Annotated in this window: 20 protein-coding genes; 11 read left to right on the top strand and 9 right to left on the bottom strand. The window is 70.3% G+C overall.

Annotated elements, in window-relative coordinates; genetic code table 11:
* Nucleotides 1-270: 270 nt before the first annotated feature.
* The 5 genes from ACGGAQ_RS07110 (at nucleotide 271) to ACGGAQ_RS07090 (ending at nucleotide 6,143) form a co-directional block, all read left to right on the top strand.
* Nucleotides 271-2,799, top strand: a complete 2,529-nt coding sequence (locus ACGGAQ_RS07110; protein WP_393045357.1) for a putative bifunctional diguanylate cyclase/phosphodiesterase — start codon at nucleotides 271-273, stop codon at nucleotides 2,797-2,799.
* A gap of 113 nt (nucleotides 2,800-2,912) precedes the next feature.
* Nucleotides 2,913-4,253, top strand: a complete 1,341-nt coding sequence (locus ACGGAQ_RS07105; protein ID WP_393045355.1) for a glycosyltransferase 87 family protein — start codon at nucleotides 2,913-2,915, stop codon at nucleotides 4,251-4,253.
* A gap of 41 nt (nucleotides 4,254-4,294) precedes the next feature.
* Nucleotides 4,295-4,927, top strand: a complete 633-nt coding sequence (locus ACGGAQ_RS07100) for a phosphoribosyltransferase (protein WP_393045353.1) — start codon at nucleotides 4,295-4,297, stop codon at nucleotides 4,925-4,927.
* A gap of 22 nt (nucleotides 4,928-4,949) precedes the next feature.
* Nucleotides 4,950-5,333: a zf-TFIIB domain-containing protein gene (locus ACGGAQ_RS07095; protein WP_393045351.1), complete on the top strand. Its 384-nt coding sequence runs from the start codon at nucleotides 4,950-4,952 to the stop codon at nucleotides 5,331-5,333.
* A gap of 132 nt (nucleotides 5,334-5,465) precedes the next feature.
* Nucleotides 5,466-6,143, top strand: coding sequence for a maleylpyruvate isomerase N-terminal domain-containing protein (locus ACGGAQ_RS07090; RefSeq protein ID WP_393045349.1), 678 nt, complete (start codon nucleotides 5,466-5,468; stop codon nucleotides 6,141-6,143).
* Between the two features lie 16 nt (nucleotides 6,144-6,159).
* On the opposite strand, the gene dnaB is transcribed toward ACGGAQ_RS07090, so the two are convergent.
* Nucleotides 6,160-7,563, bottom strand: coding sequence for a replicative DNA helicase (gene dnaB, locus ACGGAQ_RS07085; RefSeq protein ID WP_355134582.1), 1,404 nt, complete (start codon nucleotides 7,561-7,563; stop codon nucleotides 6,160-6,162).
* 399 nt (nucleotides 7,564-7,962) lie between these two features.
* Between dnaB and ACGGAQ_RS07080 the strand changes: the two genes are divergently transcribed.
* Nucleotides 7,963-9,519 carry a hypothetical protein gene (locus ACGGAQ_RS07080; RefSeq protein ID WP_393045347.1) on the top strand — a complete coding sequence of 519 codons (1,557 nt, stop codon included), beginning with the start codon at nucleotides 7,963-7,965 and terminating at the stop codon, nucleotides 9,517-9,519.
* An 82-nt stretch (nucleotides 9,520-9,601) separates the two neighbouring features.
* Here the strand turns inward: ACGGAQ_RS07080 and rplI are convergent, their stop codons facing one another.
* The 4 genes from rplI to rpsF all read right to left on the bottom strand — a co-directional run bounded on the left by rplI (nucleotide 9,602) and on the right by rpsF (nucleotide 11,258).
* Complete coding sequence (rplI, locus tag ACGGAQ_RS07075) at nucleotides 9,602-10,048, bottom strand: 50S ribosomal protein L9 (protein WP_007453817.1); 447 nt, start codon at nucleotides 10,046-10,048, stop codon at nucleotides 9,602-9,604.
* Nucleotides 10,049-10,062: 14 nt separating this feature from the next.
* Nucleotides 10,063-10,302, bottom strand: a complete 240-nt coding sequence (gene rpsR, locus ACGGAQ_RS07070; RefSeq protein WP_007073789.1) for a 30S ribosomal protein S18 — start codon at nucleotides 10,300-10,302, stop codon at nucleotides 10,063-10,065.
* Nucleotides 10,303-10,343: 41 nt separating this feature from the next.
* Nucleotides 10,344-10,877, bottom strand: a complete 534-nt coding sequence (locus tag ACGGAQ_RS07065; protein ID WP_234582687.1) for a single-stranded DNA-binding protein — start codon at nucleotides 10,875-10,877, stop codon at nucleotides 10,344-10,346.
* 90 nt (nucleotides 10,878-10,967) lie between these two features.
* Nucleotides 10,968-11,258 (bottom strand): 30S ribosomal protein S6, encoded by a 291-nt coding sequence (rpsF, locus tag ACGGAQ_RS07060; RefSeq protein WP_007453836.1) that lies wholly within the window; start codon nucleotides 11,256-11,258, stop codon nucleotides 10,968-10,970.
* 641 nt (nucleotides 11,259-11,899) lie between these two features.
* Between rpsF and ACGGAQ_RS07055 the strand changes: the two genes are divergently transcribed.
* Both ACGGAQ_RS07055 and ACGGAQ_RS07050 read left to right on the top strand, forming a co-directional pair.
* Nucleotides 11,900-12,691, top strand: a complete 792-nt coding sequence (locus ACGGAQ_RS07055) for a deoxyribonuclease IV (RefSeq protein WP_393045344.1) — start codon at nucleotides 11,900-11,902, stop codon at nucleotides 12,689-12,691.
* Nucleotides 12,688-14,934 (top strand): hypothetical protein, encoded by a 2,247-nt coding sequence (locus tag ACGGAQ_RS07050; protein WP_393045342.1) that lies wholly within the window; start codon nucleotides 12,688-12,690, stop codon nucleotides 14,932-14,934. The genes ACGGAQ_RS07055 and ACGGAQ_RS07050 overlap by 4 nt, the downstream gene beginning before the upstream one ends.
* 7 nt (nucleotides 14,935-14,941) lie before the next feature.
* Here ACGGAQ_RS07050 and ACGGAQ_RS07045 read toward each other — a convergent pair whose 3' ends face one another.
* Nucleotides 14,942-16,450, bottom strand: a complete 1,509-nt coding sequence (locus ACGGAQ_RS07045) for a glycosyltransferase family 87 protein (RefSeq protein ID WP_393045340.1) — start codon at nucleotides 16,448-16,450, stop codon at nucleotides 14,942-14,944.
* A 725-nt stretch (nucleotides 16,451-17,175) separates the two neighbouring features.
* Between ACGGAQ_RS07045 and ACGGAQ_RS07040 the strand changes: the two genes are divergently transcribed.
* Nucleotides 17,176-17,754, top strand: a complete 579-nt coding sequence (locus tag ACGGAQ_RS07040) for a BTAD domain-containing putative transcriptional regulator (RefSeq protein WP_393045338.1) — start codon at nucleotides 17,176-17,178, stop codon at nucleotides 17,752-17,754.
* Between the two features lie 80 nt (nucleotides 17,755-17,834).
* Here the strand turns inward: ACGGAQ_RS07040 and ACGGAQ_RS07035 are convergent, their stop codons facing one another.
* The 3 genes from ACGGAQ_RS07035 to ACGGAQ_RS07025 form a co-directional block, all read right to left on the bottom strand.
* Nucleotides 17,835-17,990, bottom strand: a complete 156-nt coding sequence (locus ACGGAQ_RS07035; protein WP_393045336.1) for a hypothetical protein — start codon at nucleotides 17,988-17,990, stop codon at nucleotides 17,835-17,837.
* Nucleotides 17,991-18,174: 184 nt separating this feature from the next.
* Complete coding sequence (locus ACGGAQ_RS07030; RefSeq protein ID WP_393045334.1) at nucleotides 18,175-21,015, bottom strand: transglycosylase domain-containing protein; 2,841 nt, start codon at nucleotides 21,013-21,015, stop codon at nucleotides 18,175-18,177.
* Between the two features lie 197 nt (nucleotides 21,016-21,212).
* On the bottom strand, nucleotides 21,213-21,668 hold the full coding sequence (locus ACGGAQ_RS07025) for a DUF5318 domain-containing protein (RefSeq protein ID WP_354862693.1): 456 nt from the start codon (nucleotides 21,666-21,668) through the stop codon (nucleotides 21,213-21,215).
* Between the two features lie 175 nt (nucleotides 21,669-21,843).
* Between ACGGAQ_RS07025 and ACGGAQ_RS07020 the strand changes: the two genes are divergently transcribed.
* Both ACGGAQ_RS07020 and ACGGAQ_RS07015 read left to right on the top strand, forming a co-directional pair.
* A complete protein-coding gene (locus tag ACGGAQ_RS07020) occupies nucleotides 21,844-22,479 on the top strand; it encodes a PadR family transcriptional regulator (RefSeq protein WP_393045332.1) in 636 nt (211 codons plus the stop codon).
* A gap of 23 nt (nucleotides 22,480-22,502) precedes the next feature.
* Nucleotides 22,503-23,582, top strand: a complete 1,080-nt coding sequence (locus ACGGAQ_RS07015; RefSeq protein ID WP_139588081.1) for an inositol-3-phosphate synthase — start codon at nucleotides 22,503-22,505, stop codon at nucleotides 23,580-23,582.
* Nucleotides 23,583-23,655 lie beyond the last annotated feature (73 nt).

Below are 23,655 nucleotides of genomic sequence, written 5' to 3'. Positions count from 1 at the left end.
GCGCATACCGACATTAATTATTCCCTTCTGCGCGTCGGTGCTCCTAGTCTCAGCCCCACGAAAGAGGGGCGCCCGCGAAAGCCCCGCGTAGCGGCAAAGGGGGTCGAACGATGCGTAAGAGCACCGAGTGGACCTGATCCAGCTTCACCCAACGCAGATCCTCAAACGTGAAGGGGTGTCAAATGCGTAGCACCGAGTGGACCTGACTCGCCAGCAGCGGGGTACGCTGCCCGTCAGCGGATATCAACTGTGGGTTACGGGTGAGGCTGAGTGGGCCGGACGACGCGTCGTCGCAGGGATCTCGATCTCCGTCTGCTGACGCTCGTCGGGGTGCTGGTGGTGCTGGCAAGCGCCGTCGCCACGATCGCGGCGATCGCGACAAGCCGCAACCCACCAGACAGCGCGCGCGACCTCTCGACAATTGCGGCGCTCGTCCTGATGATCGCCTCCGGGGCAGTCGTCCGGGCAAACCTTCGCATCAGGTCTACGACCTTCTCGTTCGCCTGGGTGGAGACCGCTATCGTTCTCGGGCTTGCGCTGGCCCCGCAGCCCTGGGTAATCCTGTCCACCGGCGTCGGTATCGCCTGCGCCTCGATCCTCACCCGGCTGACCGCCATCAAGACGGCGTTCGGCATCGCAAAGCACACCCTCGTGGCCGGCGGCACGACGCTGATGGTCGTCCTCCTCGGCGAGCGCTGGCCACCCGACGGCTTATGGGACCTCTTCCTCTTCCTCGGGGCGGTCTACCTCACCGCCGCGATCCTCGACGACCTGTTGGCCATTCCGGTCATCGCCCTGGCATCGGGCACCCGCATCGTCCGGCAGTTCCGTAACCACTTCGACCTCCGGCTGGCCGGCTTCGCCGTGCGGTTCGTGGTGGCCGCCTTCACTCTGCTCATCCTCCGGGAGGATCCTCGACTGCTCCTGGCCGTCCCGCCCCTGGTCCTGAGCCTGCACCTGGCCTACTCCGCGCGCATCCGAGGTCGCACCGAGCAGCAGGCGTGGCAGCGGCTCGCCCGCACCACCGACGCGCTCAACGTGGTCGACCTGGACAACGTGCTCACCACAGCCGTCACCCAGGCCGCCGAGTTGTTCTCCGCCGACGAGGTCGAGATCGAGCTGCGCGACGGCGGCCGCACCGTTCGGGGCGGCACCGGCGGCATCACCTTCGACGGACCGACCGGAACGTCCACCGACGTGGACGGCACCGTCGTGCCCACCCCGCTGGAAGGCCACGACCGCTCCGTCGACGTCGGCGTCCTGCGCCTGCGCTTCCGTGGGCCGGTGCAGCTTTCCGAGCGGGAGCAGTACACCCTGCGCACCTTCGCCTCGGCGCTCTGCACGGCGGTCCGCAACGCCCAGGCGTACGCCGAGCTGGCCCGCGTCGCCGACGAGCACGCGTACGCCGCCGCCCACGACGCGCTCACCGACCTCGCCAACCGGCGGCACCTCCTCGACCGGGGCACCGAGCACCTCAGTGCCCGGCACGCCGACGGGGTGACCGCACTGGTGTTGATCGACCTCAACCACTTCAAGGAGGTCAACGACACCCTCGGCCACGCCGCCGGTGACCAGGTGCTGGTCCAGGTCGCCGATCGGCTGCGCGGGGCCGCCCAGTCCAGCGATCTGGTGGCCCGCCTCGGCGGTGACGAGTTCGCCGTACTCCTGCGCGGGCTGCCGGCCCCCGCGGTGGCCGCGCACCGGGCCGAGACGCTGCTCGCCGCCCTGCACGAGCCGTTCGAGCTGGACGGCATGCGCATCAGCGTCGAGGCCAGCGGCGGGATCTCCGTCGCCCCGGCCAGCGGCGGCATGGCCGAGCTGCTGCGCCGCGCGGACGTCGCGATGTACCAGGCGAAACGAGCCGGGCAGCGGATCTCCTCGTACGCCCCGACCCGGGACACCGCCGACCTGAGCCGCCTCACCCTCGGCGGCGACCTGCCCCGTGCCGTCGCCGACCACGAGTTCATCGTCAACTTCCAGCCGATCGTCGACCTGGGCACCGGCGAGGTGACCAGCGCGGAGGCCCTGGCCCGCTGGCACCACCCCACGCACGGGCTGATCGATCCGCTGCGCTTCCTGGAGGCGGTGGAGCGTTCGGGAATGCTGCCGGCCTTCGCCGAGGCGATCCTCGACCAGGCACTGATCGCCGCGGCCAACTGGCGTGACGCCGGCTTCGACGTACCGGTCGCGGTCAACGTGTCGCCGCGCAGCCTGCTCGACGCACGCTTCCCGGGCTCGGTGCTGGCCCGGCTGCGTGCCCACGACCTTCCGCCGGACCGGCTGGTGCTGGAGCTGACCGAAACGTTGACCCTCAGCCAACTCGACGTGGTCGACCGGGTGCTCAGCCGGCTACGCGACGAGGGCGTGCGGTTGGCGCTTGACGACTTCGGCACCGGCTACTCCTCGCTCTCTCTGCTCTCCCGGATCCCGGTGCACGAGCTGAAGATCGACCGCAGCTTCGTGACGACCATGGAGAGCTCCGCCGAGGCCGCGGCCGTCATCCGCTCCACCCTCGACCTGGGCCGCAGCCTCGACCTGGCGGTGGTCGCCGAGGGCGTGGAGAGCGAGCCGCAACGACGCGCCCTCTGGGAGTTGGGCTGCGTGGCCGGCCAGGGCCACCTCTTCGCCCGGCCGATGCCCGCCGGCACCCTGCTCGCCGCGTTGCAGCGCGGGTCGGGTGGCCAACCCGGCACTCTGGCGCCACCGCTGCACGACACCGGCGCGGTGATCCGGCTGAGCCAGACCCGCCGCCAGGCCGGGCGCTCCCGCCCCGACCGCCTTCCCCACCTCCCCGCCTGAGCGGGGCACGAGCACCACACGGCGAGCAGAGGAGCCGCCGCCGGGTGTGACCGAGGCCGGCCCGAGCCCTGCGGACAATCGGGTGAGCAGCGAGGTCTGCCAGACTGGCGCCCGTGATCGCCCACGCCCCGACCGCCCGCCGCCACCGCTGGCGGACGCTCGACACCGCCGCCGGTGGGCTCGCCCTCGACCTGGGCCTCTACGCCGTGTCGGCCGTCTTCGCGGCGATCACCGCAGTCACGTCGACCCTGCTACCGCACCGCGCCTGGGGTGCGGTCGCCGCCGTCGGCTACCTGGTCACGACGCTGGCGGTGATCGTTCAACTCCTCCTGCGTCGGCGCAACCCGGCGAGCCGACCGGCCGGCCTTCCGGCCCGCTGGGCGGTGACCGGTTTCGCGTGGGCGAGCACCGCGCTGCTGCCCGTGCTCTGGCAGAGCGTCGAGCGGGCCACCGGACGCACCGACCGGGCGCAGGAGGAGGTGCTGGTCGTCGAGCAGGCTGGCATCCGCCTGCTGGAGCACGGCACGCCGTACCTCGGCCGAGACGCGATCGCCGCCCTGCCGGCCGGTGAACAACTGCTCGGATACACGCCGTACCAACCGGGCATGGCGCTGTTCGGCCTGCCCCGGGCACTCGCCGACACCTGGTGGACCGATGCCCGGGTGTGGTTCGCGGTGGGCACCGCGCTGGCGCTCGCCCTGGCCGTGGCCGCCCTGCGCGCCGCGCGTGGCACCCTCGGCGGCCCTCTCGTCGGGGCGCACCGGTCCGATGCCGCGCTGCTGCGGGGCGTGCAGGCCGCCACCGTCCTGCCGATCTGCGCGCTCACCCTCGCCACCGGCGGCGACGACATGCCCGTACTCGCACTCTGCCTGCTGGCCCTCGCACTCGCGGCCGCCGGTCGGCCCGGCCGGGCCGGCCTCGCGGTCGGGTTGGCGGGCGCGCTGAAGCTGTTCGCCTGGCCGATCGCCCTGGTCCTGATCGTCTGGGGTCTGAACCGGCGAGCCGGCGCCCGGGTCGCGGCCGGCGCGATCGGGTTACCCGTCGCCGCCCTGCTCCCGGCCCTGCTGGTCGACCGCGACGCGCTTACCGAGAACGTGCTGCGCTTCCCGCTCGGGCACGGCCTGGTCACCAGCCCGGCGCAGTCTCCGTTCCCCGGTCAGCTGATCGCCGCCACGCTGCCCGGTGGCCGGCTGATCGCCGCCGCCCTGCTGGTCGCAGCCGGCGTGGCCATCGCCGTCCGACTCGCGCGCCGCCCGCCGGGCACGGCCGCCGCCACCGCGCTGATCTGCGGGTACGGACTCCTCGCCGCGATCGCGCTGATGCCCTCCACCCGATTCGGGTACCTGCTGTACCCGCTGGCCCTGCTCACCTGGGCACCCGCCCTGCACAGCCCGGACGCCGCACCGACCACCCCGACGCCCGACCGGCTGCCCGGTCGGACCACATCGGTCTAACCGGCGGGCGAAACGCCGCCGCACGGCGTACACCTGAAGGCATGACCACGTACCGCGACCGCGCCGAGGCGGGCCGGGTGCTCGCCGAGCGGCTCACCGCCCTCGTCGGTGAACCGGACACGGTCGTCCTCGGCCTCGTCCGCGGCGGCGTACCGGTGGCCCGGGTCGTCGCCGAACGGCTCGGCGCCCCCCTCGACGTGCTGGTCGTTCGCAAGCTCGGCATGCCCTGGGCCCGGGAGGTCGCCTTCGGCGCGCTCGGCCCGGCCGGCGTGCAGGTGCTCAACGACGCGATCGCCAGCCGCCTCAGCAGCGACGACATCGCCGAGGTCAGCCAACGCGAACAGGTCGAGTTGGAGCGCCGCGAGCGGCTCTACCGGGGCGGTCGCCCACCGCTGGACCTCACCGGTCGCGTCGCCGTGATCGTCGATGACGGTCTCGCCACCGGCGCCACCGCCCGCGCCGCCGTCGAGGTCGTCCGCCGGCTCGGCGCGCGCCGGGTGGTGGTGGCCGTGCCGGTCGGCGCGCAGGAGGCGTACGAACTCCTGGCGGCCGAGGCCGACCAGGTCGTCTGCGCGCAGCGCCCGTCGGATTTCGGCGCGGTGAGCGTCTACTACGACGACTTCCACGAGGTCTCCGACGACGAGGTCATCGACGCGCTCACAGCAACCGCTTAGCTCGACCAGGTACCGTCGGGTGATGAATAGCCTCACCTGTCCCAAGTGTCACGGCGAGATGCGTCAATACGAGCGCAGCGGTGTCGTCATCGACCAGTGCGGGGAGTGCCGGGGCATCTTCCTCGACCGCGGCGAGTTGGAGAAGCTGTTCGAGGCAGAGGCCAACTGGAGCCGCCAGCAGGCCGGCGGCCCGCCGCCGCAGCCCGTCCAGCAGCCGGGCGGCTACCCGCCGCCGCACGCCCCGGCGCAGCACCAGCCCGGCTACGGCGCGGTCCCCCCGCCGCCGCCCCCGCCGCCCGTGCACGGCTACCCGCCGGCACCTGCCTACGGTCAGCCGCACCAGGGCTACCACGGGCACTACCGGCACAAGAAGCGCAAGGGCTTCCTCGACGAGATGTTCGGCTGAGCCCACCGCTGAGTCATCCGAGGCGACGTGCCCCTGAGTCACGACTGTGACTCAGGGGGCACGTCACTCGTGGCCCATCGCCCACGCCGTCGATGGTTGGCGGCCGAGGTGTGTCATGCGAGGCTGCATCGCATGACCGAGATCCGGCCGGACGAGGCTCTCGCCCAGGCGTACGACGGCATCACGGCGGTGGTCGACGGCCTGGACGACGCGCGCCTGCAACGAGCGACCCGCTGCCAGGGCTGGCTCGTCGCGGACCTGCTGCTGCACGTGCTCGGCGACGCCCAGCGGGCACTCGTGGCCCTGGCCAGCCACGTCGACGGTCCCGCCGACGTGGACGACGTGTCCTACTGGCGCGGCTTCCCGGGCGGCGATGACCAGGCCGCTCGGCACGCCTGGTGGGTCCGCCGGTCGGCGTCCGCCTTCGACCGACCGACCGGCATCGTCCGACTCTGGGAAGAGACCGCCCCGGCTGCGGTCCGCGCCGCCGCGTCGGCTGACCCCCAGGGGTACGTGACCACACAGGGCCACGTGCTGCGCGTACCGGATTTCCTCGCCACCCTGACCACCGAGGCCGTCGTGCACCACCTGGACCTGACGCCGGAGCTGCCGGACGCGCCGCCACCCGGCCCAACGGCAATACGCGTCGCCGTTTCCACGATGGACGGCCTGCTGAGCGACGACGCGGTCCGCCCCGCCGGATGGGACGACCAGGAGTTCCTGCTGAAGGCCACCGGCCGAATCCCGCTCACCGACCGGGACCGGGTGGAGCTTGGTGAGGCGGCGGGCTGGTTCCCCCTACTCGGGTGACCCGATCCGGTACCGCTCAGCCGATGGCCATGTCGACGAAGCGGGACAGGTGCAGCTGGGCCGCGACCGTCACCGTGTCGGTCGGCCCATTCCGATGCTTGGCCACAATAAAATCCGCCTCCCCCGCCCGCGGCGACTCCTTGTCGTAGTAGTCGTCGCGGTGCAGAAGGATGACAACGTCGGCGTCCTGCTCAATTGAGCCCGATTCGCGCAGGTCGGACAGCTGGGGGCGCTTGTCGGTGCGCTGCTCGGGGCCACGGTTGAGCTGACTCACCGCGATGACCGGGCACTCGACCTCCTTGGCCAGCAGCTTCAGGCCACGGGAGAGGTCGGCGACCTCCTGCTGCCGGCTTTCGGTGCGCTTCGGCGAGGTCATCAGCTGGAGATAGTCGACGACGATCATCTTGAGGTCGTGTCGCTGCTTGAGCCGGCGGGCCTTCGCCCGGATCTCCATGAGGTTCATGCTCGGGGTGTCGTCGACGAAGAGCGGCGCCTCGCTGATCTCGCCCATGCACCGGGCCAGCTTGGTCCAGTCGTCGTCGGAGAGCTGCCCGCTGCGCAGCACGTGCAGCGGCACCCGCGCCTCGGCCGAGAGCAGTCGCATGACGATCTCGACCTTGCTCATTTCGAGCGAGAAGATGGCGGCGGCCTGGTTGGCACGAATAGCAGCATTTCGAGCAAAGTCCATACTTGCCGTAGATTTACCCAAACCAGGTCGGCCGGCCACGATGATCAACTGGCCGGCGTGCAGGCCGTTGAGCAGCCGGTCCAGGTCGGTGAAGCCGGTCGGCACACCGGTCATCATTCCGCCCTGCGCACCCACCGCCTCGATCTCGTCGAGCGTCGGCTGGAGCATGTCGGCCAGGACCGCGAAGTCCTCGCTGACCCGCCGTTCGGTGACGTCGTAGACGGCCTGCTGCGCGAGGTCCACGACGTCGTCCACGTCGCGGCTGCCGCCGCTGGCGGTGCCGTAGCCCAGTTGCACGATTTTGGTGCCGGCCTCGACCAGCCGGCGCAGCACCGCCCGCTCGCTGACGATCCGCGCGTAGTAGGCGGCGTTCGCGGCGGTGGGCACGCTGGCGATGAGGGTGTGCAGGTAGGGCGCCCCGCCAACGCGGACGAGGTCGCCGGAGTCGGCGAGAGCCGCCGCAACGGTGATCGAGTCGGCCGGCTCACCCCGGCCGTAGATGTCCAGGATGATGTCGAAGATGGTGGCGTGCACCGGCCGGTAGAAGTCGTTGGTCTTGAGGATCTCGACGACGTCAGCGATGGCGTCCTTGGAGAGCAGCATGCCGCCGAGGACGCACTGCTCGGCCGCGACGTCCTGGGGCGGGGTCTTGTCGAACTGGCCGTCCCGCTGCACGGGCGGCTGGCCGCCGCCGGGCCGTGACTCCGCCCGCCTGTCGTCGGTGACCGACACGGGTCCCCCCTCCACTGCGTCGGATCCGGTCCCAGCTCTACCGCCGGGGTACGACAGTTCTCCTCCGACCAGGCCGGTCGATCGGGGGCCATCGCGCCGGCGGTCGAGGGCCAACCATACGGACCCCGAGGTCAGCGACTCAACAAGCCCGGTGGACGGGCCTCGGGACAACCTGTGGACACCGGTGCACAAGCATGTGCGCAGGGTGTGCACAGGCTGTGGACAACGGTTGGGGAATTCTCGGCCACAGGCCGCTGAGCTGCTGAGACGCGATCCCCAGCCTGTGGAGGAGAATATTTCGGTCGGTTCTGTGACACGATCTTCCCGTACTATCTCCAGCGAACGGCTACACCTGGACAGCGGATTACGCTTTCGGTTCAGAAGGGTCACACTCCGGCCGTGAGTTACCGGGACTGGGGACGCGGGGAGGGCAGCCCGCGCGAGCGCCCGCCGACCGCCTCGTGGGGTGACCCCATGCTGCCCGCTCCGGTCGAGCCGTACGACGAGGACGCGCGCTATCGCACCTCCAGTCGGCGGCGTGCGCTGGACCGTGGGCAGGACGAACCGGTCGACGCCTACCTGCCGCGATGGGCGCTGGAGTCGGGAGTTCGGCACGCCGACGGCGGCGGCCGGCACGCCGCGCCCGACGAGGACGAGGACGCGCCCGAGGACGAGCCCGAGTTCGAGGTCGAGCGTCCGAGTTCCGGAGGCGGCTGGCGAAGCACCGAGGCGACGGGTGCCCGACGGCGTGCCGTCGAGACGGGTTGGCGTGAGCGGCCGGCGATCGGCGCGGGCCCCGACTCGGACCACACCCGGGAGTGGACGCTCGACCGACCGCAGGATGGGGGGTACGCCGGCCGTCGGCGTGCCGACGCGGCAGAGGAGGAGCCGGTCTCCGGCGCGGTCCCGGACCGTCGTCCCCGCCGTGCGCCCGTCGGCCGGCCCCAGGTGATCTGGTCCGGTGGGGACCTGGAGTCCGACCCGGCCGACGGGACGTCTCGTCCGGAGCCGAGCCGGCCGACACGACGCAGCCGACGGGCGGCGGAGGAGTCCTGGACGCGTCCGGCGGTGGATCCGTGGGAACGCGGATCGGAGCGGGCGGCGGAGCCGGACCCGTCGTACGCGCCCGCGGTGGACCCGTGGGACGCGTCGGGTGTGCACGCCTGGCCGCCGGCCGGCCCGGACGGCGCCGACCTGAGCGAGCAGTGGTCGCAGGCGGAGAACATCGGTGGCTGGGAGCGGTCGGACCGCACCGGCCAGTGGGAACGCTCGGCGGTCGAGGACGACCAGTGGGACCGGACGCTCCCACCCCGTTCCGACCGGTTCACGGCGGCCGAGGGGTGGTCAAGCCAGGACAACGGTTTCTGGTCCGGCACGCGGTTGTCCGGCGACGATCCGCGCTGGATGGATACGACGACGTCGGCACCCCGGTCGCCGGTGGTGGGTTACACGGCTCCGCGACCGCGCAGTGCTCCCGTACCCCCTGATGGCGCCCGGCGTCGGTCGGACCGGCCGCCGGTCGGCGCGGCGTCGGTCCGACGGCGGGTGGAGTCGGTGGCGACGGGCGGTTGGGCGCGTCGTCTGGAGGACGACCTGCTCGACCCGGATCCCGGTGGGTCCGTCCGGCCGCTGCTCTACACCGCCGCCTGCTACCTGGTGCCGGCAGTGCTGATCTTCCTGTGGTTGCTGACGCTGGATGGGCAGGCCCCGGCCGGGTGTGTCACCGACATCAGCGGGGGCGGCTGCGACTCCGCCCGGTCACGCGCGTTGGAGTCGCTGCTGGCCGGCTCGCCGCGTTTCGGGTTGGCGCTGGTGAGCAGTCTGGTGGTGGCGGCCCTGCTGCGGCGGGTCGGCACGACGTGGCGGTCGGCCACCATCGCGCTGGCCGCCGCGGTGGTCGGCGGTGGCCTCTCCACGGTGCTGATCAGCGCGGTGACCGGTCAACCGATCGGCTGACGGCGAGCCGGTCACGCCAGGGCATGCGCGAGGGCCCGCACCGAGCGATCGGTGCGGGCCCTCGTCGTGGTGCAGCTGGTCGTCAGCCCTGAACGACGTTCAGGTTGAACGACGCGGTGACCTCGGGGTGCAGCTTGATCTTCACCGGGTAGGTGCCGGTCGACTTGATGTGACCGGGCACCTCCAGCCGGCGGCGGTCGAGGACCGGGCCGCCGGCGCCCTTGACGGCGTCGACGATCTCGGCCGAGGTGACCGAGCCGAAGAGCCGACCGCCGTCGCCGGCGCGGGCCTTCAGGTTGACCTTGAGACCCTCGAGCTGACCCTTGACCTCGTTCGCGTGGTCGAGGTCGCGGATCTCGCGGGCCGAACGGGCCCGCTTGATGACCGTGACCTGCTTTTCCGCGCCCTTGGTCCAGGCGATCGCGAAGCCCTGCGGCAGCAGGTAGTTACGGCCGAAGCCGTCCTTGACCTCGACGATGTCGCCCGGGGCACCGAGGCCGGACACTTCCTGCGTCAGGATGATCTTCATATCGGTGCCTCCTCTCAGCGGGCCGTTGCGGTGTACGGCAGGAGCGCCATCTCGCGGGCGTTCTTGACCGCGCGGGCGATCTGCCGCTGCTGCTGCGAGGTCACGCCGGTGACCCGCCGAGCGCGGATCTTGCCGCGGTCGGAGATGAACTTGCGCAGCAGCGCCGTGTCCTTGTAATCGATATAGGTGATCCCGTCCTTGTCGAGCGGGTTCACCTTCTTCTTCGGCTTGCGAAGTGCCGCAGCCTTGGCCATTGACCTTGCTCCTGGTTTGCGATCGCGGGCGCTCGGCGCCATTAGAACGGAGGCTCCTCGTCGAAGTTGCCGCCCGAACCAGCACGCGCGGGAGAGGGTGCGGCCGAAGCCCAGGGGTCGTCGAAGTTGCCTCCGCCGCCACCCTGGCCACCACCGCCGCCACCACCGAAGCCGCCGCCACCGCCACCGGAGCGGGACATCTTCTGCACCTTCGCCGTGGCGTAGCGCAGCGACGGGCCGATCTCGTCGACCTCAAGCTCGATGACGGTGCGCTTCTCGCCCTCGCGGGTCTCGTAGGACCGCTGACGCAGCCGGCCCGAGACGATCACGCGGGCGCCCCGCTGCAGCGACTCGGCGACGTGCTCCGCCGCCTGACGCCACACGGTGCAAGCCAGGAAGAGCGGCTCGCCGTCCTTCCACTCATTGGTGGTCTTGTCCATGAAACGGGGCGTCGAAGCGACCCGGAACTTGGCGACCGCCGCACCGGACGGGGTGAACCGCAACTCGGGGTCATCGGTCAGGTTGCCGATGACCGTGATGGTGGTGTCTCCTGCCATGACCATCTCCTCGCGCACTCAGCGTCTCGTCGTACAGGCTCTCAGAGCCGTACGACAGAGTCGCGGAGGCTGATCCGGGCGAACCGGGTTGAATGCCGGACTGAATGCTTAGCGCATCTCCGGCCGGATGACCTTGGTGCGCAGCACGGACTCGTTCAGGCGGAGCTGACGGTCCAGCTCGGCCACGGCAGCAGGCGTAGCCTGCAGGTCGACGACGGCGTAGATGCCCTCGGCCTTTTTGTTGATCTCGAACGCGAGGCGCCTGCGGCCCCACACGTCCGTCTTCTCAACCGAGCCACCCGCGGTCCGAATCACGTTCAGGTACGTGTCGAGCGACGGGGCGACGGTGCGTTCCTCGAGGCTGGGATCGAGGATCACCATGATCTCGTAATGACGCAAGACGTGCTCACCTCCTGTGGGCTAAGCGGCCACGGTCCTTCCGTGGCAGGAGGTCGTGCGTCGCTGCCCGCACGTGCCGGGGGAACCCGGCCGGACGCGGACAACCTGACCAGGATACCCGGTCCGGACGATCATGCCCGGGGCGGTCGGGCCAGTGCCTCGGGCGTGCCGACGGGGGCCCACCACCCGACCGTCACTGGTCGGTGGCGAGCCCCCGTCAACGAGGCCGCGGAGCGTCCCGTCCGCATTCCTTGGGTGGGACCTGGGGAGGAACGACCACACCGATGAGGTTGGACCGAAGACGCCCCGCGGAGCTTTATCGTGTTGTTATCTGACGATACAACGGCTCTCGTCCCTTGTCGGGGCAAAAGGCAGAATTTTCCGAGATTCTGCAACGGCGGAGATCTGGTACGTCGAGGGGTCGCCCCCGCGGCGCCGGGCCGCGCCGCGGGGATGACCTCGCTCTCGGGCCGACGAGCGCCGACTGCCATGCGCGGCGGACCCGCCACGCGCAGTCCCGGGCCCTGCTCGCCGGGTTCCATCCCATCAACGATCGTCGAGCAGCCGGGGTGACGCGACGAGCGACGACACCGCACCGGCCGTCGCCGCAGCCGTCGGGGTCGCGACGTAGGCTCGCTGCCATGCGTATCGGAGCCCACGTCGATTCGACCGACCCGCTGGCGGAGGCGGCCGCCCGGTCCGCCGACACCGTGCAGTTCTTCCTCTCCGACCCGCAGGGATGGAAGGCGCCCAAGCCGCGGGAGGACGCCGAGCGGCTGCGCGCGGCCGAGGTCGACCTCTACGTGCACGCGCCCTACGTCATCAACGTGGCGACCCTCAACAACCGCATCCGGATCCCCAGCCGCAAGCTGCTGCTCGGGCACGCGACCGCGGCGGCCGAGATCGGCGCCAAGGGCCTGATCGTCCACGGCGGCCATGTCAACGCCGGGGACGACCTGGCGGTCGGCTTCGACAACTGGCGCAAGACCTTCGCGTACGCGGCGGACTCCGGCGGCTTCGGCGTCCCGGTCCTCATCGAGAACACCGCAGGCGGCGACAACGCCTGCGCCCGCCGGCTGGACGCGCTGGCCCGGCTCTGGGACGCCATCGGTGACCACGAGGTCGGCTTCTGCCTCGACACGTGCCACGCGTACGCCGGTGGCGAGGAATTGCTCGGCCTGGTCGACCGGGTGAAGGCCATCACCGGTCGGATCGATCTGGTGCACGCCAACAACTCCAAGGGCGCGTTCAACTCCGGCCAGGACCGGCACGACAACCTCGATGGCGGGACGATCGACCCGGAGCTGGTGGTGGCCGTGATCCGGGCCGCCGGGGCGCCGGTGGTCGTCGAGACCCCGGGGGGCGTGTCCGGTCAGGCGGCCGACATCGACTTCCTCCGTCAGCAGCTCGGGACGGAGCGCCCGGGCGCATGACCACCGGACAGCCCGGGAACCCCCGGCCCACTCCGACCGACGACGCCCCGAGCCGACCGGCGTCGACGCGCGCCGGGGACCCTCCCGCCCCGCCGGCTCCCGCCACCGCCACGTCCTCCACCGACGCGACCGCCAACACCGACGCGGCCAGCGCGCCCCACGCCGATGACGCGCCATCCGGCACCGCTGGGGCCGAGGGCGCCATCGCCCCGAACGGCCGAACAGCGCGCGACGCCACGAAGAACGACATCGCCAAGGTCGGCGGCAGGAAATCCGCCGCGAAGCGCGGCAGCACGAAGGGCGCCGCAGTCAAGGACGCCGCAGTCAAGGACGCCGCGGTCAAGGACGCCGCAGTCAAGGACGTCGCAGTCAAGGACGCCGACGAGGCCGAGGGTACGAAGGCGGATGACGCCGACGGTCGGCGAAAGGCCGACGGCGACGCGAAGCCGGGCGACGCGAAGCCGGTCGAGGCCGAACGCTGGGAGGCGTTCGCCTCGGCGCCGGAGCCGCGGCCCAGCCGACTCAGCCGAGCCGCCCGCGCCGTCGGCCGCTTCCTGGTCCACGAGTGGACCCTGGCCACCCTCGGCGCGCTGGCGCTGGCCGTGCTGATGACCTGGCCGACGCTGCGCTACCCGCGCTACACCCTGCCGCAGGACACCTGGGATCCGAGCCTCCAGGCGTGGCAGATGGCGTGGTCCGGGCACATCCTGCTGGCCGACCCGGCGCGACTGTGGCAGTCCAACACGTTCTTCCCGGAGCTGTGGAGCTTCGCGTTCTCCGACACGCTGCTCGGCTACGCCCCGGCCGGGATGCTCGGCAGTGGCCCCGAGGACGCGGTGCTGCGCTACAACATCATGTTCGTGCTGGCGCACGCGCTCGCCACGCTCGGGGCGTACGCGCTGGCCCGGCAGCTCGGTGCCGGTCGGATCGGCGCCGCCGTGGCCGGGGTCGGCTACACCTACGCGCCGTGGTTGCTGGCCCAGGCCGGGCACCTGCACGTGCTCTCCAACGGTGGCATCCCGCTGGCGCTCGCGATGCTCGCGCGGGGGCACGGCTGGTCGCTACGGCACGGCTACCGGCCGGAGCGGCGGCACGACGGCTGGGTGTACGCCGGCTGGCTGGTGGCGGCCTGGCAGGTCAGCCTCGGCTTCGGCATCGGCCTGCCGTTCGCGTACTTCCTGGCCGGAGCGGTGCTCGTCGTCGCGGTGCTGTTCGGAGTTCGCCGGTTGAAGTCCGGCCGGGCGCTGCCGTTCGGCCGCCGGCTCCTCGTGGCCGATGTGGTCGGTGGGGCGCTCTTCGCCGGGGTGGGCCTGCTGATGGCGTTCCCGTACTTCAAGGTGACCGAACTGCACCCGTACGCCGAGCGGACGATCCGCGACATCAGCATCTTCTCGCCGCCAGCGTCCGGCTTCGTGACCGCACCGGCCGAATCACGGATCTGGGGTGGGTTGCACGAGGGCGCCCGCGCGGCGCTGCCGTGGCATCCGGAGATGACGCTGCTGCCGGGCTTCGTGCTCTACGCGCTGGCCGCCGGTGGGCTGTTCTTCTCGGTCTGGCGGCTACGGCACCGGTTGCTGTTGCTCGTCGGGGTGCTGGTGACGATGGCCTTCGCGATGGGCACCCGCTTCTTCGACGGCACGTTCACCTACGTGCCGCTCTTCGAGCACGCGCCGGGCTGGAACGCGCTGCGTACCCCGGGCCGGTTGATGCTGTGGACCACGTTGCTGCTCGCGTTGCTCGCGGCGGGCGCGGTCACCGCCCTCACCGACCGGGTCCGTGAGCTGGCCGCGCAGCGGATCCCGTCCTGGCCGGGGCCGTGGCTGCGGATGGCCACCCTGCTGCCGCTGCTGCTGGTCACACTCGAAGGCCTGAACGCCACCCCGCATCCGGTGGTGCCTGCCCAGCCGGCGGCGATGCGCGCGGCAGAGGGACCGCTGCTGGTGCTGCCCAGCAACCAGAGCATCGACCAGCACGTGATGCTCTGGTCGACCGACGGGTTCCCGGACGTGGTGAACGGCGGCAGCGGTTTCACGCCTCGGCAGCTCGACGACGTCCGTCGGGTGAGCCAGTCGTTCCCCGACCAGACGAGCATCGACTACCTGCGGACGTTCGGCGTCCGCACGGTGGTGCTGCTCCGCAGCCAGGTGCCCGGCACGCCGTGGGAGATCACCATCGACGCGCCGGTCGAGTCGCTCGGCATCACCCGCCAGGACGTCGGCGACGCCGTCGTCTATCGACTCTGACGCTCTCTCACGTGGTGACGGCCGGCTCAGGTTCGGGTTCGGTGGTCGTTGCTCGGCGGCGCCAACGGTCCAGCCAGGGTGCGTCCGGTGCGCCGTCGAGCACGCCGCCGTCCGGGTCGTCGGCATAGGTGGCCCGTACCGCGTCCTGCTCGGGGTGCAGGATCTCCCGGATGACCAGCACGCACAGGGTCACCACGGTCGCCAGTCGCAGCGTCGAGGCCAGCACGAACACGCCCTCCGGGAAGACCGGACGGCTGGTCGCCGCGCCGAGCAGCTCACCGTAGAAGGCGACGAAGTAGCAGACCTCGGCGAGCTGCCAGGCCAGGAAGGCGCCCCACTTCGGCCGGGCCAGCACCACCAGCGGCAGCATCCAGAGCACGAACTGCTGGGACCAGACCTTGCTGAAGATGAGAAACGCGGCGACCACGAGGAAGGCGAGCTGGGCGAGGCGCGGCCGGCGCGGCGCCCGCAGCGCCAGCACGGCCACGCCGAGGCAGGCCAGCCCGAACAGGGCGTACGAGATGGTGTTGAGGGCGGGGATGTTGGCGTTCAACCATTCGAACGGGCCCTGCTGGCCGGGGTCGTTTCCGACCTTGCCGTCGAGGTAGCGCCCGATGTACCAGAGCGTCCCCCAGTCGATCGGCCGGGTGGTGTTCAGCTCGAAGAACCGACCCCAGTTGTCGGGGTTGGCCCGGTAGGCGGGCAGGTTCACCAGCACCACGGCCACCACCGCCGCGCCGAGCGCGGTGAGCGCGGCGCGGAGCCGGTTGGCCCGCAGCGCCAGGACGAGGATCGGCCCCAGCAGGAACAGCGGCCAGAGTTTCGCCGCGCCGGCCAGGCCGAGCAGTACGCCGGCCACCGCTGGTCGTCGTCGGGCCCAGGCCAGCAGACCGAACGCCGCCAACCCGACGGCGAGCAGGTCCCAGTTGACGGTGGCGGTGAGCACCAGCGCCGGGGCGAGTGCGAACAACGCGGCGTCCCAGGGTCGTCGGCGGCGCAGCGCCAGGATCACCGCCACGGTGGCCACGGCGAGCGCACCGAGCACGAGCGCGTTGAGGTTGTAGAACCACTGGCCCTGGTTGATGCTCGGGTCGCCGTCGCCGATGGTGTGCACCGGCAGACCCAGCGCCCCCATGAAGTAGCCGGTCAGCACCGGGTATTCCACCGGGTGGTCCCGGTAGGGCACCTTGCCCTCATTGAGACCCTCGGCGTAGTAGAGGGCGAGCACGTCGGTGTAGCAGAACCGGGTGTACTGGACGTTCTTCTGCCAGGCGCCGTCCTGGCACGGGGATTTCTGCACCCAGTGCAGCGCGAGCGTGAGGCAGGCCAGCGCCAGGACGATCCGGACGACGGTCCAGAACCGACGCTCGTGGCCGGCCGGCCGGTCCAGTGCCGTCGCGTGGTCGCCGAGCGGCCCGCCGATGGCGCCGGAGAGGCCGCGGACGAACCCATCGGAGCGGGACGGGTGGTCGGTGGTTCCGGCGTCGTCGATGCCGGGCGTCGACTGGGTGCTCATGAAGAGGCATCCTGCCGTACTCGCAGCGGTGAGTCATGTACTCCCTGCCCGCCCGGGTCGCGAACCGGCACCATTCGGTGAGCGATCAGTCACGCCGTGCTGAGCAGAGACCTCTCATGTGGATCCACGGGGATCAGAAGCTGGCTCGACAAGCCCACCTCCCACGGTCGGTCCCCTGCGGCATGGGCCCCGGCCTGTCGGGCCCTCCGTCGCGTCGTCGGCCAGCGTTGTACCCACCCCTGGCGGCTGTCCGTTCCCGGAGGCCACACGCAGGCGATTTCGCCCTCTAACCGCACCGTGGACCATGCCGCGATATCCCGACATCAGTCACATTCAAGGCTGCCATGCCTGCCGCCCATGATCTTGACTGAGTCTTGACGCACATCCACGGCTGGCTATGCTGATCCACGGCTCGCAATGGCCAACGCACCGCACGTAACACGGGGGCTCAATTGGAAATGTCGTTTTTAGGACCATTAACCGTTAGATCCGGTGTAATGGTCCTACCCCTTGCTGGGGACCGGAATCGCAGACTTCTCGCGGCCCTTCTACTCGACGCCAACCGACCAGTACCGATTGACCGGCTCATCGATGTGTTATGGGGCGAGCAGCCCCCCAACACCGCACGTCAGCAGGTCCAGAATCGGCTCGGCAAGCTCCGGTGTCTCCTTGGGCAAGTACGTACCGCGCAGATCAAACGCATCGGTCGGGGGTACGCCCTCGAGGTGGACGAGCAGCAGGTCGACGGGCTCAGGTTCCGGAAGCTCTGCGCCGAAGCCGAGCACGCTCAACAACTCGGGCAGTTCGATCGCGCGGCGAACCACCTCTACACCGCCCTCGGCCTCTGGCAGGGGTCGGTCTTGGAGGGCATCGACTCGCCCGCGCTGCGCGCCGACGCTCTTCGTTGGGAGGAATCCCGACTCAAGTCGATCGAGACGTTGGTCGAGTTGGAGTTCAGCCGTGGCCGGCACAGCGCTGTCACCGCCGATCTACATACCTGGGTCCAGGGCTACCCCTACCACGAGAAGCTGCACTGCCAGCTCGCCGAGGCCCTCCATCTTGGGTCGCGCACGGGCGAGGCGTTGATGCTGCTACACCAGCTGAAGTTGCGGCTCGCTGGCGAGTTGGGCATCAGTGCAGGTGTCGGGGTCCAGGAGATGCACCTTCGTCTGGTCGGCGCATCGACACAACCTGACACCTCCCGGCAGTCCAGCCAGGAGGTTGACGCCCTCCGCAGGGCATTAACCGAGACGACGCAGTCGCTGAAGATACTCACCAACGCCTTGGAGTTCCTCAACAAATAATGCGGCTAGCGCCGTGAACCGAGTTCGGGGCGAGCGCGCCAACCGGCGCGCCCGCCCCGAATCACGACGTCCGGTCTGGCTCACCACCAGGCAGTGCCCTGCCCCGCTGCGATCACCGCCTCGACATCGGAGGCGGGCACGGGCTGGGCCGACCCGGCCTGGGCCGGAGTGGGTCCGGCGAGAAAGGTCAGAGCGAGGGCCGAGGCGAGGCCGGGGATGACCAACAGTCGCTTCACGGTCTTTCCGGATCAGGTAGAAGGGACAACGGCAGCCTGACATCGAGCGTCATCGCCGCACCACCGACCGCTCATCAGTTCCGGGTAATCCTCGAGGTGGCCACCTCAGCTCGATGATCAGCAGAACGCCGCCGCCGGCCGGACATGTCGTCCGGCCGGCGGCGGCGTCGTGTGCGCTGTGGTTCTAGTCCCGTGTGGTCGGGGGCAGGCCGGGCAGCAGCCCGCCACCGTTTCCGCCGTTTCCGGGACCGCCAGGGCCTCCAGGACCGTTGCCGTCGGTACGCGGACAGAACGGGTTGGTCAGCGGGTCACAGGGCTGCCCACCACCCGGACCACCCGGACCACCCGGACCACCCGGACCACCCGGAACGGGCGGCGGCGGTGCTGCCGGCTCCTTGCCGTTGCCCTTGGTGGCGTCGCCCTCGCCGGTAACGGTGGGCAGGGGGATCTCCTCCTGCCCCTTGAGGGCGGTGTTCATGTACTTCTCCCAGATCGGGCCGGGAAGGGTCGAACCGCCGATCGGCTTACCACCCGTGAGGCGGATCTGGGGCTTCTTCGGATCCCGGCTGCCCACCCAGACAGCCGTGGCGATCTGTGGGGTGTAGCCGACCGTCCAGGCGTGCGCGTTGTCCTTGTTGTCGTACTCCCAGGTGCCGGTCTTGGCCGCGGCCTGGCGACCTTCTTCCAGCGAGAGATGGTTGGGGGCGGGGATCTGCTTCAGGACAGCGGTGACCTCATCGGTGATCTTCTTGTCGATCCGCGGCTCGGGCTTGATCCGCTCGCTGCCGACGACCTTCCACTTGCCGGTGTCTTTGTCCTGCTGCTCCACCTTGGTGACGAAGTGCGCCTTGATGTACTTGCCGTCGTTGGCGAACGTCGCCATCGCGTTCGCGTGGTCGAACACGGTGATCGGGTACTTGCCGAAACCGGTGTAGTTGTCGAACGGGTTCGGCCCCTTCTTCGACAGATCGAAGGCCTTCGGCGGGTCGACGCCCCACATCGTGGTGACGCCAGCCTTGTGGGCCATGTCGACCACCTTCTCGGCGCCGATTTCCCTGGTGACCCAGTAGAAGGGCACGTTGTACGACTGGATCGTCGACTCTTCGAGCGTGCACCACTTGCCGCACTTGAGGTTGGTGCGGTTGGCGTTACCGATCGGGTCCCTGGAGCCCTCGGGCTTGTACGGCGTGGGATCCCAGTGCGACTTCACCGAGATGCCGGCCTCGATCGCGGCGGCCAGGGTGTAGACCTTCATCGACGAGCCCGGTGAATGACCACCGGTCAGGTCGCCGTTCTTGTCGATGTTCTTGCCGGCGTAGTCGAAGTCGGCACCGCTGTCACCGCCGTAGTAGGCGAGCACGCGGCCCTTCTTCGGGTCGATGGATACCACCGCCGCCATCAGGTTCTTGGGCTGGTCGTTGAGCTCCGAGCCCTTCTTCGACTGCATGGCGACGTTCTCGGCGGCCGTCTGGAGCTTCGGATCGATGGTCGTGGTGATCCGGTAGCCGCCGTCCCGCAGCGCGTCGACACAGCTCGTCTTGCCCTCCGCGCCGGTGTCGGAGCAGAGGCCCATCGCGTCCATCTCCTGACGGACGTAGTTGATGACGTTGCCCCGGGGGGTGTCGACGCCGAAGCCGTTGCCGCCCTTCTTCGGTGGCAGCACCTTCGGGTATTCGATCGGGGTGGCGGGGTCCAGCCACTTCTCCTTCTTCATCCCGTCGATCACGTAGTCCCACCGGGTCTTGGCGTCGGTCGGGTTGACCGCCGGGTCGTAACCCTTGTGGGTGTCGGTCGCGACCGGCTGCTTGATCAATGCGGCCAGGACCGCGCCCTCGGCGGGGGTCAGCTTGATCGCCGACTTGCCGAAGTACGTCTGTGCCGCCGCCTCGATGCCGTACGCGCCGCGTCCGAAGTAGATGACGTTGAGGTAGTGCTGCATGATCTCCGGCTTGCTGTACGCGTCGTTCAGCTTGGAGGCGAGGATGGCCTCCTTCACCTTGCGGCCGTACGTGTCGTCCTTGAGATTCTCGAACGCGTTGCGGGCGTACTGCTGCGTGATCGTCGAGGCGCCCTGCTTGTCACCGTTGGAGACGTTGTTCCACGCGGCCCGGACGATGCCCTTGTAGTCGACGCCCGAGTGCCGGTAGAAGTTCCGGTCCTCGGCTGCCGCCACCGCGTGCTGCACGTGCTCCGGGATCTGGTTGATGGTGACGAAGGTGCGGTTCTCGCTGCCCAGCTTGGCCAGCACAACCTTGCCGTCCTTGGCGTACACGGTGGTGGACAGCGGCAGCGGCAACTCGTTGGGCATGACGACGTTCGTCGAGTAGTAGGTGAACCCGACCACACCGACGCCGGCGAGCATGATGAAGACGGCGAACCCGGCGATCAGCAGGTTCATCCGCTTGCGCTTCTTGGCCCGAGCCGCCCCAGCCGGGTCACCCGCGCCGCGACCGCCCCGGCCCCCGCGACCCGGACCGTTCGGCCCACCAGGCCCTCCGGGGCCGCCCGGCCCGCCGGAGACCGGCGAGACACTCGCCCGGGCGACCGCGGCGCGGCCACCCACCGACGCGGAGCCGACGCTGGCCCGGCCCGCCGAGGCGGCGCCGACGGCGGCGGTGCCGACCCGCGCCCGGCCCGCGGGTGCGCCCGGCGCCGGCGACACCGGAACGGAGGCCCGGCCCGCGCCGGCACGGCCCGCGGCCACACCCGGCGCCGGCGACACGGGCACCGAGGCACGGCCGCCCCGGCCCGGCGTGGCCGAGCCCGCCGACCCGGACCCGGCCGCGCCACCGCCGCGCGGCGGCACGGAGGCCGAACCACCCACCGACGCACGACCGCCAGCGGCCCGCGGTGTCACCGAGGCACGGCCGGGGGGTGCCGCAGGCTCCGAGGCGGACCAGCCGCCTGCACGAGAGTCACCGCCGGGTCGGCGGTACGCGTCGTCCGCGCCCGGTCCGGGGTCGCCGTCCGGGCCCGGGTACTGGGCCCGCCCGCGCGCAGAACTGGGATCACCGTACGAGTTCATTCCTCACACCCTGCCGGTCGCGGTGGGACGCGACTGCGCCGCCACCGGGTTGCCGTGAGTTGCTTCACCCGGGACGCCGGCACGGGGGTGCCGGCTCGCCAAGGTCATTGCTGTATCAATCGGGCCAATCGGACCAACGATTGGTCGGCCGTCCCGGGTCATGTCCACGGCCCCGGGGCCGGTCGAACCAACTGAGATCACCGTTGCGCCTCTCGCCTCCGCCGACCCGCGCCTTCGGCGCCCGCCGCGTTCTGTTCGCCAGCGCCAGCACCGTCGCCGTCACCCGTGAGACCGTCCCGGCCGAGCAGGTACTGCTCGACGAGATGGTTCCAGTCACAGCCGAGGCACACCTCCACCACGAAGACCTGGAACTCACGTAGCGTCATCGCCAGCACGGGCAACTCGGCCAGTGTGCGGGCCTGTCCGGCGGACTGCTTGAGTTCGTCCCCGTAAATGTAGTGGACGAGGGTCAGGTTCTCGCTGCGACAGATGGGGCAGCGGCGGTCGGTCGGTTCACCGTGGAACCGGGCAGCGTTCTTCAGGTACGGCGACGCGTCGCAGACGTCGTAAGTGCCGACCCGGCCGGCCAGGAGCTCACGCAGCACTGCTCGCTTCTGAAGCGAGTAGTCGACGACCTGGCGCTGCGTACGCATGCGGAGAAGGGTACGCGGTCCGGCCCGACGAGGCGACCACGGTCACGATCCGTGACGGCGGGACCCCGGAACGGGGGTTTGCCCTGGCCCACGCGACCCGCTAACGTGCGATGTATCGGTCCGATACATCGCGGCGGTTACCGCTCCGCGCCGGAGGGTAAAGAGAGGGTGGCTCGTGCTCGAATTCGCCATCCTCGGCCTCCTGCAGGAGTCTCCGATGCACGGCTATGAGCTGCGCAAGGAGCTGACCGCCAAACTCGGCGCGATCCGGGCGGCGATCAGCTACGGCTCGCTCTACCCGACCCTGCGCAGGTTGCAGGCGGCGGGATGGATCACCGAAGCTGCCGAGACGCCCGCCGCCGCCGAGGAGGTTCCCGCGCTGACGAGCCGACGAGGTCGGGTGGTCTACAAAATCACCGCGGAGGGCAAGGAACGCTTCGCCCAGCTGATCGCACAGGCTGGGCCCGAGACCTACGACGACACGGGTTTCGGTGTGCACTTCGCGTTCTTCGCCCGGACCGATCAGGCGACCCGCCTGCGCATTCTGGAGGGTCGCCGACGCAAGATCGAGGAACGTCGCGAAGGGCTTCGCGACGTGCTGGGCCGGGCGGCCGAGCGCCTCGACGCTTACACCCTGGAACTGCAGCGCCACGGCCTGGACGCCTGTGAGCGTGAGGTCCGCTGGCTGGAGGAGCTCATCGCCAACGAGCGCTCCGGCCGAGCCCCGACGGTCCCGCACGGGACGGCCGGTGGCCGACGAGAAGACAACAGCCCGCCTCCACCTGGAGAGACCAGGAAAGAGCGGCCGTGACAGAAAAGAAGGAGGCAGACGCTATGGGCTCCGTCCGCGTCGCCATCGTCGGTGTGGGTAACTGCGCCTCGTCCCTGGTTCAGGGCGTCGAGTACTACCGGAACGCCGACCCGAACGACCGCGTCCCGGGTCTCATGCATGTCGCCTTCGGCGACTACCACGTCAACGCCGTGGAGTTCGTCGCGGCATTCGACGTGGACGCCAAGAAGGTGGGCATGGACCTCGCGGAGGCGATCGTCGCCAGCGAGAACAACACCATCAAGCTCTGCGACGTGCCGCCGACCGGCGTGTCCGTGCAGCGCGGTCCGACCTTCGACGGTCTGGGCCAGTACTACCGCGAGATCGTCGAGGAGTCGGACGCCACCCCGGTCGACGTGGCGCAGGCTCTGCGCGACGCGCAGGTCGACGTCGTCGTCTGCTACCTCCCGGTCGGCTCCGAGCAGGCCGCCAAGTTCTACGCCCAGGCCGCGATCGACGCCGGCTGCGCGTTCGTCAACGCCCTGCCGGTCTTCATCGCCTCCGACCCGGAGTGGGCCCAGAAGTTCACCGACGCTGGCCTGCCGATCGTCGGTGACGACATCAAGAGCCAGGTCGGCGCCACCATCGTGCACCGCGCCCTCGCGAAGCTCTTCGAGGACCGCGGCGTCGAGCTGCTGCGCACGTACCAGCTCAACTTCGGCGGCAACATGGACTTCATGAACATGCTGGAGCGCAAGCGGCTGGTCTCGAAGAAGATCTCGAAGACCCAGTCGGTCACCTCGCAGATCCCGCACGAGATGAGCAAGAGCGACGTGCACATCGGCCCGTCGGACCACGTTCCGTGGCTGGACGACCGCAAGTGGGCGTACATCCGCCTGGAGGGGCGCTCGTTCGGCGACACCCCGCTCAACGCGGAGCTCAAGCTCGAGGTCTGGGACTCGCCGAACTCGGCCGGCGTCATCATCGACGCGGTCCGGGCCGCGAAGATCGCCCTGGACCGGAAGATCGGCGGCCCGATCCTGTCGGCCTCGTCGTACTTCATGAAGTCCCCGCCGGTGCAGTACGCCGACCACGACGCCCACCAGGCCGTGGAGGAGTTCATCGCCGGCGAGGTCGAGCGCTGACCCGCTGAGCATCAGCACGGCCGAGGGGCCGGGTCCTGTCGGACCCGGCCCCTCGCCGCGTCTGGCACTGCGG

The sequence above is a fragment of the Micromonospora sp. NPDC047557 genome, assembly GCF_043205095.1.
GTDB lineage: Bacteria > Actinomycetota > Actinomycetes > Mycobacteriales > Micromonosporaceae > Micromonospora.
This window is presented reverse-complemented; position numbering and strand designations above follow the sequence as displayed.